This window comes from Parasedimentitalea huanghaiensis (assembly GCF_009753675.1).
Classification (GTDB): domain Bacteria; phylum Pseudomonadota; class Alphaproteobacteria; order Rhodobacterales; family Rhodobacteraceae; genus Parasedimentitalea; species Parasedimentitalea huanghaiensis.
In genome coordinates, this window is record NZ_WQLV01000014.1 from 105,992 (window position 1) to 121,632 (window position 15,641).

The 15,641-nt window shown below is 52.0% G+C and carries 18 protein-coding genes; 8 read left to right on the forward strand and 10 right to left on the reverse strand.

Annotated elements, in window-relative coordinates; genetic code table 11:
- The first annotated feature begins 35 nt into the window (after positions 1-35).
- From motA to GO984_RS18925, 7 genes are all read left to right on the forward strand, one after another.
- Positions 36-905: a flagellar motor stator protein MotA gene (gene motA, locus GO984_RS18895; protein WP_138162640.1), complete on the forward strand. Its 870-nt coding sequence runs from the start codon at positions 36-38 to the stop codon at positions 903-905.
- Complete coding sequence (locus GO984_RS18900) at positions 902-3,283, forward strand: hypothetical protein (RefSeq protein ID WP_167740418.1); 2,382 nt, start codon at positions 902-904, stop codon at positions 3,281-3,283. The genes motA and GO984_RS18900 overlap by 4 nt, the downstream gene beginning before the upstream one ends.
- 139 nt (positions 3,284-3,422) lie before the next feature.
- Entirely contained in the window at positions 3,423-4,214 is a 792-nt protein-coding gene (locus tag GO984_RS18905; protein ID WP_342448111.1) for a transglycosylase SLT domain-containing protein, read from the forward strand.
- Between the two features lie 72 nt (positions 4,215-4,286).
- A complete protein-coding gene (gene flhA, locus GO984_RS18910; protein ID WP_157024145.1) occupies positions 4,287-6,320 on the forward strand; it encodes a flagellar biosynthesis protein FlhA in 2,034 nt (677 codons plus the stop codon).
- Positions 6,317-7,093 carry a flagellar biosynthetic protein FliR gene (locus tag GO984_RS18915; RefSeq protein ID WP_157024146.1) on the forward strand — a complete coding sequence of 259 codons (777 nt, stop codon included), beginning with the start codon at positions 6,317-6,319 and terminating at the stop codon, positions 7,091-7,093. Before flhA ends, GO984_RS18915 begins: the two co-directional genes overlap by 4 nt.
- On the forward strand, positions 7,090-8,175 hold the full coding sequence (locus GO984_RS18920; RefSeq protein WP_157024147.1) for an EscU/YscU/HrcU family type III secretion system export apparatus switch protein: 1,086 nt from the start codon (positions 7,090-7,092) through the stop codon (positions 8,173-8,175). Before GO984_RS18915 ends, GO984_RS18920 begins: the two co-directional genes overlap by 4 nt.
- A complete protein-coding gene (locus tag GO984_RS18925; protein ID WP_157024148.1) occupies positions 8,175-8,570 on the forward strand; it encodes a hypothetical protein in 396 nt (131 codons plus the stop codon). The genes GO984_RS18920 and GO984_RS18925 overlap by 1 nt, the downstream gene beginning before the upstream one ends.
- 120 nt (positions 8,571-8,690) lie before the next feature.
- Here GO984_RS18925 and GO984_RS18930 read toward each other — a convergent pair whose 3' ends face one another.
- The 9 genes from GO984_RS18930 to GO984_RS18970 are packed head-to-tail and all read right to left on the reverse strand — an operon-like array spanning position 8,691 to position 13,260.
- A complete protein-coding gene (locus GO984_RS18930; protein WP_157024149.1) occupies positions 8,691-9,182 on the reverse strand; it encodes a flagellar basal body-associated protein FliL in 492 nt (163 codons plus the stop codon).
- Positions 9,183-9,191: 9 nt separating this feature from the next.
- Positions 9,192-9,932, reverse strand: a complete 741-nt coding sequence (gene flgH / locus GO984_RS18935) for a flagellar basal body L-ring protein FlgH (RefSeq protein ID WP_157024150.1) — start codon at positions 9,930-9,932, stop codon at positions 9,192-9,194.
- A complete protein-coding gene (flgA, locus tag GO984_RS18940) occupies positions 9,932-10,348 on the reverse strand; it encodes a flagellar basal body P-ring formation chaperone FlgA (RefSeq protein ID WP_157024151.1) in 417 nt (138 codons plus the stop codon). The genes flgH and flgA overlap by 1 nt, the downstream gene beginning before the upstream one ends.
- Positions 10,348-11,133 (reverse strand): flagellar basal-body rod protein FlgG, encoded by a 786-nt coding sequence (gene flgG, locus GO984_RS18945; RefSeq protein ID WP_157024152.1) that lies wholly within the window; start codon positions 11,131-11,133, stop codon positions 10,348-10,350. Before flgG ends, flgA begins: the two co-directional genes overlap by 1 nt.
- A 22-nt stretch (positions 11,134-11,155) precedes the next feature.
- Positions 11,156-11,869, reverse strand: coding sequence for a flagellar hook-basal body complex protein (locus tag GO984_RS18950; RefSeq protein WP_157024153.1), 714 nt, complete (start codon positions 11,867-11,869; stop codon positions 11,156-11,158).
- Entirely contained in the window at positions 11,869-12,141 is a 273-nt protein-coding gene (locus GO984_RS18955) for a flagellar biosynthetic protein FliQ (RefSeq protein ID WP_138162630.1), read from the reverse strand. The genes GO984_RS18950 and GO984_RS18955 overlap by 1 nt, the downstream gene beginning before the upstream one ends.
- 3 nt (positions 12,142-12,144) lie before the next feature.
- On the reverse strand, positions 12,145-12,441 hold the full coding sequence (gene fliE / locus GO984_RS18960) for a flagellar hook-basal body complex protein FliE (RefSeq protein WP_157024154.1): 297 nt from the start codon (positions 12,439-12,441) through the stop codon (positions 12,145-12,147).
- Between the two features lie 22 nt (positions 12,442-12,463).
- Positions 12,464-12,856 (reverse strand): flagellar basal body rod protein FlgC, encoded by a 393-nt coding sequence (gene flgC, locus GO984_RS18965; RefSeq protein WP_157024155.1) that lies wholly within the window; start codon positions 12,854-12,856, stop codon positions 12,464-12,466.
- Positions 12,857-12,870: 14 nt separating this feature from the next.
- Positions 12,871-13,260, reverse strand: a complete 390-nt coding sequence (locus GO984_RS18970) for a FlgB family protein (RefSeq protein WP_157024156.1) — start codon at positions 13,258-13,260, stop codon at positions 12,871-12,873.
- Positions 13,261-13,347: 87 nt separating this feature from the next.
- Here GO984_RS18970 and GO984_RS18975 point away from each other — a divergent pair, with 87 nt between their 5' ends.
- Entirely contained in the window at positions 13,348-14,676 is a 1,329-nt protein-coding gene (locus GO984_RS18975) for a FliI/YscN family ATPase (RefSeq protein WP_157024157.1), read from the forward strand.
- A gap of 89 nt (positions 14,677-14,765) precedes the next feature.
- Here GO984_RS18975 and GO984_RS18980 read toward each other — a convergent pair.
- The coding region (locus tag GO984_RS18980) for a DUF1217 domain-containing protein (RefSeq protein ID WP_342448112.1) at positions 14,766-15,641 on the reverse strand (876 nt) is incomplete at its 5' end.

The following is a 15,641-nucleotide window of genomic DNA, read 5'->3' on the forward strand; positions in this document are numbered from 1 at the left end:
AGTTTCTAGAAAGTAATGAATTTCGGAGAATCCTTATGATCGGCATTGTTGGCATTGTAGTGATCTTTGTCATGGTATTCGGCGGCTACCTTGCCGCTGGCGGCAAGATGGGAATCATTGTCAAAGCCATGCCATTTGAAATGATGATGATTGGCGGTGCGGGTGTGGGCGCCTTTATGATCAGCAATGACATGGCTGGTATTAAGCACACCCTGAAAGATATGGGTAAAGTGTTCAAAGGCCCCAAGTGGAAACCTGAAGACTACCGTGACTTGTTGTGTTTGCTGTTTGGGCTCATTCGAATCGCTCGCGCAAACCCAGTTGAAGTCGAGCAGCACATCGAAGATCCTGAAAATTCTACAGTGTTTGGAAAATACCCTCGTATTTTGGCAGACAAAGAAGCTGTGAACCTGATTTGCGATACCATGCGTTCCGCCTCGATGAACTATGATGATCCGCATCAGGTAGAAGAGGTTCTGGAAAAACGTATTGAAGCCAACCACCACCATGCAATGCATTCAAGCCATGCTCTGCAGACACTCGCTGATGGTCTGCCTGCGTTGGGAATTGTTGCGGCGGTTCTTGGTATTATCAAAACTATGGGGTCAATTGACCAACCGCCCGAAATTCTGGGTAAAATGATTGGTGGTGCTCTTGTTGGAACCTTCCTTGGCGTTTTCCTTGCCTATGGTTTGGTGGGTCCTTTTGCTGCAAAAGTAAAAGCTGTCACCGAAGAAGATGCTCACTTTTATCAACTTATTCGCGAAGTATTGGTAGCAAACCTGCACAATCACGCAGCAGCAATATGTATCGAAGTTGGTCGTCAAAATACGCCCTCACACATCCGTCCGGGATTTTCTGAATTAGAAGAAGCCCTAAAGTCTGTGAAACAGGAAGCCGCATGATCCGCCAGGCACTCGCATTTTTGGTCACCATGATGGTGGCCATCCCGGCCCAGGCCGAAACCATTGTCGCCCGCTCCGGCGAACATGATGGGTTTTCCCGTCTGGTTATGCGTTTGCCTGATAGAACCAACTGGTCACTGACACAGTCAGGAACAACGGCAACATTGAAAATTGACCGACCTGAAGCTATTTTTGATACCGCTCAGGTTTTCAACTTCATTCCCCGTACCCGTTTGCAGTCCTTTCAACAAAACGGAGCAGGGGCACCGCTACGAATTCAACTTGGATGTGAATGTGAACTGAAGTCATATGTGCAGAAAGATGGCTATCTGGTCATTGATGTCCGTGATGGAAAGCCCGGGCAAACTTATTCATCTTCAAGCGGCGTCTTACCTTTGGGCAATCTAGCCGGAGCTTCAGGGTACCGGTTCGACCTAGCGCCAGGACGTATCGAACAATCTCGGACCGAGCTGAATTTGGCTGCAGCATTGGCGAGTCGCGCCGCAATAGTTGGCCACTCTCTAAGGGAACCTCAAGTTCAAACCGAGCCAGCGCCGCAACCTGTTGTTACCTTGCCGGACCCGGTGACGCCGCTGCAAACGCAAGTAGCGTTGGATCAGGAAGAGGCAACTCTGCCTGATGTGAACTTGCTTTTTGATCTTGATGAAACCGCGCGCGCCGCAGCGGTGAATGCATCTGAGCATCGCTTGCTGCAGCAGATTGGGCGCGCTACCAATCAGGGTCTACTGGATCTAGTCATGACTGAGGTCAGCGACGAACAAGTGCCTACTATGGTTGCACCGTTGGGCATTCAGGACCGACCGTTGAACCCATTGGACCATTTGTCTGTGACAACAGCTGTTGACCGCGACATGGGTCTTATGCCGCTGCATGATCAAGGCGCGGCTGAGAAATTGCACTGTACACGAACCAAGGATCTGGCCGTTTACGATTGGGGTAGTGAATTGTCTTTTGCCGATCAGATTGGTCCGCTTCGGTCTGAGCTATTCAAAGAATTCGATCAGATCGATTTGGATGCTGCTGTTTCCTTGGCCAAAACCTATCTATATTTTGGGTTTGGAGCAGAAGCCCGCATTGTGTTGGCAATGCTGCCTCCGGGCGTAGCCAATACGGAAGTCCTGTCTGCGCTGGCGGTGCTGCAAGATGGTGGAAACTTGCCCATTACACATCCCTTTGCCGGCCAGCAGGGATGTGATGGTGATGTCGCGTTCTGGGCGGCTATTGCTGACGGTGCAATAAAGAACAATGCAAACGCTGAGGCGATTCAGCAAACATTGGCACGCATGCCTGTGCACCTGCGCGTACATCTGGGGCCAAAAATCAGCACTATGTTTTCGGAAAAGGGTGATGAGCATATGGCTGCTTCGGCTTTGCGGTCTATTGACCGGTCCGGCGTCGAAGAGGTGCCCGATATTAACTTGGCCCAGGCGGCATTTGCCGATCTGACCGGCGATACCGAAACTATGGCCGATGAATTGAAGGAAGAAGTTGCGGAGCGTACTGAAAATGCACCGCGGGCATTGATGGACTTGATTACGCTGAGCTTTGAAGAACGCAAAGCCCTATCTCCAGATTTGCCAGATCTAATCGCGTCTTATGAGTTGGAGAGCCGTGATGGTGAACTTGGTGCTGAGCTGCGCCTTACTGAAGTCATGGCACTGGCGCTGACAGGTCAATTTCAAACGGCGTTTGAAGCACTGGAAAATCTGTCTGAACAAGACGGACCGATTGCTCGTGTTACAGCGATGGAACCACTGATGACGTTGCTGACTGAGCGTGCAGATGATGTGACGTTCTTGAATTATGCGTTGATTTTCGCCGAACAAGCCACCCCTAAGGAAGCCACTCCAGTGGCTGAAATGATGACTCGGCGGTTGCTTGATTTGGGGTTCTCCGAGCAGGCGCAATCGCTACTGGTAAAATTGGCGCTGGAACCAGCTGATGAAACACGTCGATTGATGATGGCAGAAGCAGCTCTTGGCATGGATCTGCCACATCGGGCATTGGTTGAATTGATGGGGCTGGATGGCGCCGAGGCGAACAAACTTCGGGCAGAGGCTTTGTGGCGAAACGGAGAGTTTGACCGTGCGGGTGAATATCTGATGGTCGAGCAAGAAACCGACGCCGCTGCCAGGGGGTTTTGGCACTCCGAAAACCTGGATGCAATTGAACCCGGCGAAGGCCAGTTCGGCCAGGTCGCCGAAGTGACTGCTCAATTGGATGTACAAGTGCAGGAACCAGCTGAAATGACTCCTTTAGCCCATGCACGGGCCTTGGTTGAAAGCAGCGTTGGTACGCGTGATAGCATTGAAGCCTTGCTACGAGGGGTAACACGTGACCTTGAGAGTTCAAATTAGGCGGACACAGGGAAAATGCCCAAATTGATTTCTATCAGACCGCCCAAATTGGGCGGTCTTTTGGTTAACGCGATAACGTTTTGTCAATCCTCTGAGCCTACTTTGAAGGGAGGGTGAAACCTGAGTTGGATTGGGCAGAATGCCGAAGAAAAACAAAGAATTGAACCGCAGTAACTGCGTACCAGATGGTGCATTCCCACAAAATCAGGGAATCGCTGCTGGGTTGCTATGTCTGACTGTGATTTCAAGTTTGATGTCACCGGCCCTAGTTCAGGCCTCTACGCAGCGTGTGGCGGCCTTATGTGATTTGGCCGCACAGAGAGCTGCGCGTGATCAGGGGGTACCCCTTGATGTGCTCCGCACCATAACACGGACGGAAACCGGACGTGGCGGCAACCAGGGTCTCCAGCCTTGGCCTTGGACCGTCAATATGGAAGGGGCGGGGAAGTGGTTTCAAACCGAAGATGAAGCTCGCGCATATGTGTTCTCACATTTTAAGCGAGGGGCTCGTAGCTTCGATGTCGGGTGTTTTCAAATCAATTTCAAATGGCATGGCGCCGCGTTTGATTCGATCGATCAAATGTTTGATCCCGTTGCAAACGCGCAATATGCAGCCAAGTTTCTGAAAAAACTTCATGCGGAAATGGGTGACTGGTCTAAGGCCGCAGGTGCCTATCATTCGCGCACCCCTACCTACGCAAACCGATATACCGCACGTTTTGACCGTATTCGGGCCGACCTGTCACCTTCCACCGTAGTTGCTGCATTGCCTGGCCGCGAACGCCGTCAACGCACATCTACTGGACCGCTGCCTTTGGCAAGCCTTCACGCACCTGCACCACTGATTGCGCAGGGATCTGTTTCCATGGGCTCTTTGGTGCCGATGGCCGGATCCGTTGCATCCGCGCGTGCCCTGATCATGTTTGAATGAAAGCTCACAACCGTGCCAAATTTTTCAACTAAAGAGCTGTTCAGCCCAACTGTTCTACTTGCCCTCGCCTTGATGGCGGTCATTGTGATGATGATCCTGCCTATGCCAGCTTGGGTGTTGGATGTTGGGTTGGCGGCTTCTTTTGGCCTGGCCATTTTAATTTTCACCCTCACGCTGTTCATTGAACGGCCATTGGATTTTTCAGCGTTTCCAACAGTTCTTCTGGCTTCGCTGATGCTGCGCTTGTCGTTAAACGTGTCTTCAACCAAGTTAATCATCGGTCAAGGGCACACCGGTACTGACGCAGCTGGTAATGTGATTGAGGGTTTTGCCCAATTTGTCATGGGTGGCAGCGTGTTCTTGGGTTTGGTGGTCTTTGGCGTGCTGCTGATCGTCAACTTCATGGTTATCAACAAAGGCGCTGCGCGGATGGCCGAAGTTGGCGCTCGTTTTGCTTTGGATGCGATGCCAGGTAAACAGATGGCGATCGATGCGGACATGTCCGCTGGCGCAATTGACCATGCAACCGCCAAAGAGCGGCGTGAACGTGAACAGCAGGAAACCACTTTCTTTGGTTCGCTCGACGGTGCATCAAAGTTTGTAAAGGGAGATGCGGTTGCAGGGCTGTTGATCACCATGATGAATTTGGTGATGGGGCTGGCGATGGGGGTCTTGGTCCAGGGGATGCCTGTTGGCGCTGCCTTTGAAACCTATGCTATTCTGACTGTCGGCGATGGCTTGGTATCGCAGATCCCATCTGTCATTATTTCCATCGCTGCGGCGCTGCTGTTAGCCCGGGGTGGCAATCAAGGTGCAACAGATGTTGCGCTTACAGATCAGATGGGCAAACACCCCGCAGCGATGGCGACCGTTTCTATTTTGATGTGCTTGTTTGCGCTGGTGCCAGGGCTGCCATTTTTGCCCTTCTTCATGGGTGGCAGCATTCTGGGGTTCTTTGCTTACAGATTGTACAAGCGGATTAAGGACAAGGAAGAGGCCGAGATCGAGGAGCAGATCGAACAGGGAACGGAAGCAGTAGCGGCCAAACCCTTGGGTGACATCTTAGACCTGGACGACGTGCATCTTGAGTTTTCCCCGGATCTGGTTGGAATGGTACTGGATGCAGGCACCGGGCTGGATACCCGGATTGCCAATATGCGGACACATGTGGCGAGTGTTTTTGGTTTGATTCTGCCCGAAATTCGGTTGACGGACGAACCAGAGCTGCAAATGGGGACCTATGTGATCCGTGTGCAGGGTGTTGAACAGGCGACTGGAACCCTACATCCGGACATGGTGTTGGCGCTGATGCCCGATGCACACGATTCGCTGCCTAGCGGCACTGATGTAACCGAACCTGTTTACGGTGCGCCAGCACGCTGGATTTCAACTAAACATCAAGAAGATGCCGCGCTGATCGGCGCTACGATTGTGACGCCGCCGGAAATTTTGGCCACGCATTTGCTTGAAGTCATGAAGCAAAACTTCTCACGTTTGCTAACTCTGAAGTCTCTTCGTCGTTTGTTGACCGAGATGACGCAGCTGTCCGATGATTTTCGTTCTGAGGCCAACAAGAAACTTTTGGATGAACTGGTCCCTGATAAAGTGCCAGTAGATACGCTACATTCGGTTCTGAGGTTGTTGCTGGATGAGAGAGTTTCAATTCGAAACATGCCGCTGATCCTGGAATCGATAGCAGAGGCCAGGCTACGCAGCACTCAACCCGAGATGATTTGTGAGCACGTAAGACAGCGTCTTGGTTTTCAGCTGGTAGCAGAGATGAAGCGCGAAGATGGTACCATTCCGTTGGTGCAACTGGCGCCGGAATGGGAAGATACATTCTCGACCTATCAGATTGAAACGCAAGGGGGCGGGATGGATATTGCTCTGCCGCCGGATCTATTCAACCGGTTGGCCGAAGGGATGTCAGATCGTTTGAACATGATCACCGAACAGGGGATTTTCCCCGCCGTTGTCACGTCGACTCGTCGCCGTCGGTTTTTAAGGACAATCCTCAAGGCCCGTGGAATTTCCAACCCCGTGCTTTCGTTCGAAGAAATCGGGCTGGATGCGCGTCCGGCACTGGTCGGTATGGTTGCCGCATGACACCATTTTTGCCAGCCGAACTAGTGGCATTTTTGGGGGCTGGTTTCTGGCACGGTGCAATTGTTTTTTTGCGCGTCTCAGCGTTAACTGCGCTGCTGCCAGGATTTGGTGAGCAATATGTATCTATGCGGATTAAGTTGGTTATCGCAGTGGCGTTCACCTTTATCGTGGCGCCCGCATTGCCAACTTTTCCTCAGCCAGATGGAATGATGCACTACGCCAGTTTTGCAGTGACTGAGTCGATCATTGGTCTGGCGCTGGGCGTTACCATTCGGTTTTTTGTACATGCACTTCAGACCGCTGGGGCTATGGCCGCACAGGCGACTTCGCTATCTCAGGTTTTGGGTGGAATTGGGTCCGAGCCGATGCCCGCGATCGGAGCGGTGTTGCTGATCGGTGGCCTGGCATTGGCGATGATGTTGGGCTTGCATGTCCGTGTTGCCGAATTCCTTATTTACTCTTATCAGATGTTTCCTGCAGGCGAGTTTCCGAATGGTGGCAGTATGTCCGAGTGGGGTGTTCACCGCGTCGCTCGCGCCTTTTCACTTGCGTTTACTCTGGCTGCGCCCTTTCTTATCGCTTCGGTGCTGTACAACCTGACACTAGGTGTCATTAACCGTGCCATGCCGTCACTCATGGTTGCTTTTGTTGGTGCCCCAGTTATCACTTTTGGTGGGTTGTTTATTCTGATGGTTGCCAGCCCGATGATCTTGAAAGTTTGGAGTGAGGCGTTGATGACATTCTTTGGCAATCCCGGTGGCGGGATGCCATGAGTGGTCAGGACGATGATACAGATAAGACATTCGATCCGACGCCAGAAAAACTACGCAAGGCGCGCGAAAAAGGTGAAGTAGCTAAATCCACCGACCTGTCTGTGGCCGCTGCATATGCTGGATTGGTCGTCGCGTTTTATGGTTTTGGAGCTGAGTCTGTCCGCTCACTTGGGTCCGCATTGATGACCTTGTTGGATCAACCTGACAAGTTGGCACCGTTGTTTTTTGAAGGTCCTGCTGCGGCGCCAGTCGGTGGGCTGCTAGCTAGCGTTAGCAGTGCAGTGTTACCTTGGTTCCTAGTCCCATTTTGTTTGGTTCTTTTGTCGATTGTTGGACAGAAGGCGCTGGTGTTTGCGCCTAGTAAGTTGGCGATGAAACTGTCTCGGATTTCGGTGATCTCCAACGCCAAGAACAAGTTTGGACGTGCAGGCCTGTTTGAATTTGGCAAGAGCTTTACCAAGCTATTGCTGTATTCGATCTGCCTTGGCTTCTATATGAACATCCGGCTACCTGAAATGGTTGCCGCATCAGCAACCAGCTCTTTTACGGTGGTGGCTCTGCTCGCGCAATTGGGGATGGAATTCCTATTTATTGCTTTGCTGATCTCCCTTGCTATCGGCGTAGTTGATGCAGGATTTCAACATGCGGAGCATCATCGCAAGAACATGATGTCGCGCAAGGAAATCATGGACGAAACCAAAGATTCTGAGGGCGACCCGCATATGAAAAATAAGCGTCGTCAGCGTGGTCAGGAAATTGCCATGAACCAGATGATGGCGGAAGTGCCCAAGGCCGATGTGATTATTGTCAACCCGACCCATTATGCGGTGGCGCTGCAGTGGGGGCGGGAGCGTGGAACTGCGCCGATATGTGTGGCTAAAGGTGTAGATGAAGTTGCGGCCGCGATCCGTCGTGTTGCCAACGAAAATGCAATTCCAATTCACAGTGATCCACCAACAGCGCGGGCATTGCATGCCTCAATTGAAATTGGAGGCGAGGTTCTGGAAGAACACTATGCACCGGTGGCTGCGGCGATTCGTTTTGCGGAACATATGCGTCAACGAGCCAAAGGGCAGATTTGATGAATCAAAAGATGTTGGATCAAATGGCGGCTGTCACTGAAGCGCAATATCTGCGTGAACACGCCAAGATAAAGCCTATCCTGGATGCAGAATCGGCGTTACGTGGAAAATTGACCAAACTTGACGCACAAATGAAAGAGACACGTCAACAGAGTGAACAGGATCATGCAATGCGGGCGCTGGGCGCTGATTTGCTGTGGCAGGGTTGGCACAGCCGAACTCGTCGGCAGCTAAATATTGAACTCGCTCAGGTGACCGCGCGCAAGCTGAAAGCAATGGACCAGGTTCGCAAGGCATTTGGTCGCAAACATGCGGTTCAGACCATGGCCGATCAAGAACGAAAGCGCAAAAAACTGGATCAGATCAAGAAGCTAGAAACGCAGTTACTTGGGTAAGTAGAGCGGGAAGCTAAAAGCTTGGACAGCCGTTCGATGATAAAAGTCCTAGGCTTCAAATAGGAGAAGGGCCAAACCCATCTGGGTTTGGCCCTTCTCCTATTGGTACTTTTGATAAAGTCAGACGTCTTGACGGGATATATCCATGATCAATACATCAGAAACACCGCGACCAAGTTCATGCTGAGCAGCTTCACGCAAGGCTGTTCGCAATGGCATCATCACATCCGAACGGGTGAAAGCCCCCCTGAAACCACCCATATTTGCATGGTCGAACAGTACCTGCAAAAACACGTCACGCAGCTTTGGTTCAAGAGCATAGACCCGATCGCTCATTTCTTGTGATGTTTCCAAGCTCAGAGATAGCACCACCAGGGCAGACAGTTCATCGCGTTCGACCACGGGCACGACAAACTGATTTGCCAGTTTGACGTATACATGCTCAGGCTCCCCTTCCTCCCCATGGCTCTCTTCTATTGTGGCGACCGCATGCCCGTCTTCCATCTCACCAGACGCCTCGATCTCGGCTGGAGGGGCAAGCATTACTCCTGCGCCGATACCGCCTCCGGTACCGACTAAGAGAAGGATGATTGGTAAAAGTTTTGACAACATGGGATTTCCTCAGAATGGCAAGACGACGTCGAGCAACTGCTGGCCATAACGTGGTTGCTGCACATCTGTGATTTGTCCACGACCACCATAGGAAACTCGGGCAGATGCGATTTTGTCATAAGTGATTTCGTTCTGTCGGCTGATGTCTTCGGGCCGAACATAACCAGTGACCAATAGTTCACGCATCTCAAAGTTCACGCGCAACTCTTGCGATCCGTTGATGGCGAGTACGCCATTGGGCAGGACGTCGACGATGGTCGCCGCGACACGCAGGGTGAGCTTTTCGTTCCTCTTTACCGAACCTTTGCCGGTAGAGGCGCTGCTGCTATTTAGGTCAACCGCCGTGGCCATCGAGGCGCCATCTGGTAGATGCTCATCCAGTCGTTGGGGAACGCCGAGCAAGTTAGAGACGCCCATGGCTTCCTCACCTGACCGGGAACGAGAGGTTCCATTTGAAATTTCGGCTTCCTCATCAATTTCGATCACAACAGTCAGGATGTCGCCCTTACGAATGGCGCGCCGATCACCCAGCAACGATTGCCGTGCACCGCTCCAAAGTGAGGCCTCGTCAACGGCGCGCTGTGGTTGGCTTGAAACCGGTAGTCCCTGCCACAGCATTGCAACATGTCCAGGTGTTTCGTTTGCTGGGGTAAAGGTGGGGGCTTTGCCCACATGGTCCAGTCGAGCACAGGCGCCAAGCAAAGCCAGCCCAACCAACGCCATTTTGGTCATTGTTAGTTTCTTGTGCATTATCTTACCTCGATGGAGCCGTCGGCGCTAATGCGTCCGGAAATTGTAGTGCGTGACGATAGGTTCATCGCCCGGATTATTTCGCCTTCGGAGCCACGCCCCAGGGACCGGCCTTCGGTTGCAATCAACAACCCGCCGCGGCGGAACTTTAGCGTCACCAAATCGTTGCGTTCGACTATTGCTGGTGGTCCGATGTCGCCAGGGCGTACTGGGCGACCAGCGTAAAGCGATACACGGGCCTCTTGTCCAACCACGTCTGCGGGATCGGAAAAGGCACCGGCGATATCTACGGATTTGTAAGCTAAATCTTCTGCCGAAATGATTTGCTTGGCTCGGATTGTGCGGACTGGCACCAAGGTATCGGCCCAGCTTGTTTGAGCCATTAGAATTGCCAGAAATGTTAGAGTAAGTCTCATCAGCGCACCTGCGTGGTCGCGCCCATCATCTGGTCGACGGCCGATATAACTTTAGCATTCATTTCATAGCCACGCTGCGCTTCGATCAGTTCGGTGACTTCACGTACGGCATCAACCGAACTGGCCTCGAGATATCCTTGTCGTAGCGATCCAAGACCGTCTTCACCCGGGGTGGAGACTACTGGTGCGCCCGATGCTTCGGTTTCGGTGAATAGGTTGCTTCCGCGAGCTTCAAGCCCTTTTGGGTTTGCAAACCCAGACAGGGTCAACTGACCTAATAGCTGACCTTCGGCAGTTTCTTCAAAATACGCATAAACCTCGCCTTCGCCATTGATTGAGATGCTGCGAGCATCCGACGGGATTGTGATATCGGGTGACACAGCGAGCCCATCGGACGTAACAATCAGACCTTCGGCAGATCGCTTTAATGAGCCATCACGTGTGTATGCGCTCTCGCCAGATGCTAGAGTGACTTCCAAATAGCCTTTGCCATCAATTGCAACGTCCAGATCATTGCCCGTTTGTGCAAGCGCCCCTTGCGCCAGATAGACTGAAACGGCAGATGAACGCACACCGAGGCCAACCTGAACACCAGTTGGCAGCACAGTTCCATCTGAGGAGTTTACCGTCCCAGCTCGCGATACCTGTTGATAATGAAGGTCTGCAAACTCTGCCCGTCGTGCATTGTAAGCGGTGGTGTTCATATTGGCGAGGTTGTTCGAGATCGTCTCGACGCGCAGTTGTTGTGCGCTCATTCCGGTAGCTGCAATCTTTAGGGCACGCATCGGGTTTCTCCTACGAATTGTGTTATTTGATCAGATTTTTGATGGCGTTACGGATGCGTTGGTCTTCTGTTTCCAAGAAACTCTGACCCATTTCATAGGCGCGTTGAATTTCGATCATCCGTGCCACCTGCGAAATAGCGTTAACGTTTGAGCCCTCGACAAAACCTTGCAGGATTTGGGCCTGATCAGTTTCTTCGATGTCCCCGTCAACACGGAACATGACGCCATCTTCACGTATCAGGGTATGTGCTTCGGCGGGTTTGAATATCCCAATTTGGCCTAGCGGGTTTCCATCTGCGCTGATGGTACCATCAGGGGCAACGTGAATTGTTTCTGCGTCACCTGGGACAAATACAGGTGACCCACCTGCGTCCAGCACACGGTTGCCGTCTGGTGTAACCAAATCACCGTCAGCGTTAGGTGAAAACGCTCCGGACCGGGTTAGTCGCTCACCCATCGGAGTTTCGACTTTGAAAAAGCCGTCACCCTCGATTGCGAGGTCAAAAGTGCCGTTGGTTTGTGTCAGGGAACCCTGTTCCATCGAGGTATTGCGAATGTTAGCACGCGACATCGACATCGACGATTGGCCAGGGCCAGACTGGATGAATTCCGAAAAAATCAAACCTTCCTGACGGTATCCGGTTGTCGCCGAGTTGGCGATGTTATTCGCAACAACCTGCATTTCGCGCATCAGGCCGGTTTGGCGAGAGAGTGTGGCGTAACCTGCGGTTTCCATTACGAACCTCCAATAATCAGTGGGATGATCTGGCCATGAAAAAAGGCCAGCATCGTTTGCGTCATGAATCCCATGGTCATCCAGAAAACGACCATGATTGCAGCCAGTTTAGGCACAAACGTCAGGGTCATTTCCTGGACAGAAGTGAGCGCTTGGAACAAACCAATGCTTAGGCCAACAACCAAAGCGACAGTTAGAATCGGCGTCGACGTCATGACAGCTGTCCACATCGCCTGGCGCAGAGTGTCGTAGAATTGTCCCTCGCTCATCATGGCTTAGACCGGCATCCGCAGAATTTCTTGATAGGCCTCAACGACCTTGTTCCGAACTGTCACTGCCGTTTCAACGGCCAGTTCAGTTTGAGCCAAGGCCTGGACCAGTGCATGTGGGTCGGCGCCGCCGGTCATCGCTGAAACCGAAACCTGTTCGCTTTGCTGCAGGGTCGCTGTGAAATCCTGAAAACTATTTTTCAGAAGTGCGCCAGCGTCGCTGCCGGAATGCTCTGGGTCAACTTTGGTGGCTGGGCGTGCTGCTGCATAGCCACTGGCGGCGGAAAGACTGCGAATATCCATTCTGGATCTCCTAAGGTTCTAGTTATCTGCGAAGTAGTTCCATCAATGACGACGACATTTGCCGAGTCTGATCGAACATTTTTAGGTTGGCTTCATAGCTGCGCTGAGCTTCACGAGCGTCAGCAATTTCGATCATTAGATCGACGTTCGAGCCTTCATAGTGGCCACTAGCATCAGCTAGCGGGTGTGAAGGATCATAGACCTGGTCCAAATCGGTCCGGTCCAAATGCACCCGGCCCACTTTGACGCTTTCTGCATCGCTGTTCATGTCGCGCACTGCTTCGAACGGAACAGTTTTACGGCGATAGCCAGGTGTATCTGCATTGGAAATGTTTTCGGATACATGACGCAGGCGAGTGGCCTGTGCTTTTAAGGCACTTGATGAAACCGATAGAGCATTGGAAAATTCACTCATTGATCAGACCTCCCTTAACCACGGCCCAGACTGGCGCGGAGTACATTCATGGACGATTTGTAGATTGCCAAAGCCTTGTCGTGCTGACGTTTGACTTCGACTCCTTTCAGGATCTCGCTTTCGATCGAAACGGAGTTGTCATTCGGATCAGTGCCAGCGCCCGATTCGCTGACGGTCCAGTTCATCCCCTGACCGGATGACCCGTTCAGGTGATTGTGGCGGCTGGCACGCATAGTGCCTTGCTGCGAATCGTCGTCAAAGACTTCGGAAAATGGTTTAATGTCCTTGGCGTGGTATCCAGGTGTATCGGCATTAGCGATATTCTGCGATACCAGTGCTTGGCGTGTCCCAGCATGGGTCGCCATAGCATTTGCTAGTTTAAAGACATTCAGCTCTGTGAACATCGGGGCTTCTCCCTCGATTGATTTCAACCAAGACTTAACCCCGATTCCTTTAGAAATTGTTTTCAGAAACTTGTTGGAGAAACCGCAATGACCGCTGACCTGAATGCACTGACCCGGGAGATCGCTAGTAAAAAGCTGGCCACGCCGATGGGGAGGGTGACCGGAATATCGGGTGGAGTCGTCGAAATTTCAGGCCTTGGAACAGACGCACGAATCGGTGATCGTTTGGTCTTGAAGCGGCAGGATGGAGACACGCTGTCCGGTGAAGTAATGATGATTAATAGTAACTATATCAGCATGTTACCAGATGTCGCGCCGAATAAAGTGGCCATTTCTGATCCTGTTCTGCTGTATCCAACACCAGAATTTGCACCAGGTGACAACTGGATTGGCAGGGTGGTTGATCCTTTTGGTGCACCCTTAGATGGGCGGCCAATGATGCGGGGTGGTGAACCTCGCGATCTGATGGCGCCACCACCACTGGCGGCGGAGCGCAAGTCTCTGGGAGCCCGTCTTCCAACCGGAGTCTCTGTCCTGAATACGATTCTCCCGATCGTTAGCGGTCAGCGAGTCGGACTTTTTGCCGGTTCGGGCGTGGGCAAATCCACTCTTCTGGCTCAATTGGCTCAGCATATGGATGCTGACGTCGTGGTAATGGCCCTGATTGGTGAACGTGGTCGAGAGGTGAATCACTTTGTTGACGAAGTTCTTGGGCCTGAGGGTATGAAGCGAGCCATCGTTGTGGCCGCAACATCGGATCAGTCTGCGTTAATCCGGAGACGCTGTGCTTGGTCGGCAATGGCTGTGGCCGAACACTTTCGCGATCAGGGAAAAAATGTACTGTTTCTCGCTGACTCAGTCACCCGCTTTGCCGAGGCGCACCGCGAGATTTCGGTTGCTTCAGGCGAAGCACCAGCCCTGCGCGGATACCCCCCTTCGGTGACTCCTTTAATCACTGGCCTATGCGAGCGAGCAGGTACGGGAACAGAAGAGCAGGGTGACATCACGGCTGTGTTCAGCGTATTGGTGGCTGGTTCCGATATGGATGAACCGATCGCTGATATTCTGCGCGGGGTTCTGGACGGCCATATCGTGTTGAACCGTGAGATCGCCGAACGGGGCAGATTCCCTGCTATTGATGTTTCGCGCTCTGTCTCTCGTAGCCTGCCAGCCGCAGCGACGCCTGAAGAAAATGAGATTATCTCAAACGTGCGAAAATATCTGGGCACCTACGAACAATCAGAAGTCATGATTCGTGCCGGGCTATATTCTGAAGGTAGCGATTTGGTTCTGGATCAGGCTGTAAAAATCTGGCCAGAGCTGGACAGCTTTTTTGGAAAAAATGATGCCGAAGGTATCCAAAGTAGTTTCAACCGACTGAATTTGCTGATGCGCCGCGCGGGCAATAGTCGCTGAACGCAACAAATTCTACGGTTCTGGATATCTATTAGAAACGGCGCGATCAGGGCAATGCCCGCCGCGCCGTTTTTCATTGTTGTCCGTTATCAGAACTGCAAAAGCATCAGGGCGGTAGCACCCGACGATTGCGACGCACTAAAATCTGCGATTTGTTGGCGTGCCAGATATGTATTCACCAGTTTGTTCATCATATCGGGGTCGTCAAATTCGCTGATATCACTGGTGCCAAACACAATCTCGGCCTTCGACTTGAAGGCATCCAATTGCTGGTCCAGATCAATTTTTGAAAGACTTTCTGGTAAGCCCAATGCAACTTCGAACATCTCGCGAAGAGCAGGTTGACCCATCACATTGAACCATTGGGTGTTCACGCTAGTGCCATCTGTGGCCAGGTTGGCAAGTTCACGCTCACCGTACATTGCGACCCGCATCGAGTGATCCTGTTCACCAACCGCTTCTTCAAAAGCCTGTACCTTGTTGGTAAACACTAGATCAGCCATGTCCTGGACAACCCCGGTTTTAACTGTATCGCCGGGGCCAAAACCAAAAGCCTCACTGAATTTTACATAGCGGTCGTCGCCCAACTTATTAGCCAAGGCGTCATCCGCAGAGGTTCCATCCTGTAGGACTTTGATGACAAAGGCTTTTTTATAGACATCTTCGCCAAGACCAAAGGCATCAAGAGCAACTTCTAGCAGGCGGGTGTCTCCAACCAAATCTTCGGCAGATTTCACATTGCCGATGTTTTCCATAAAGTAGTCTGTCTCGCGTTGGAGAACGGCGTCCTTCGTGAAAGTCTCGAATTGTTTGTCATAGGTTGCCTGCAAGAAGTTCCAGCCGACAATGCCATCCGATGGTATAATAGGTTGAAAGCTCATGATGCTTGTACCGCCAACAGGCGATCCTCTCGTGGTAACAGGTTTCGCAGTGCTTTGAGGCAGCGGTAGTGGTTGTTCTGGATC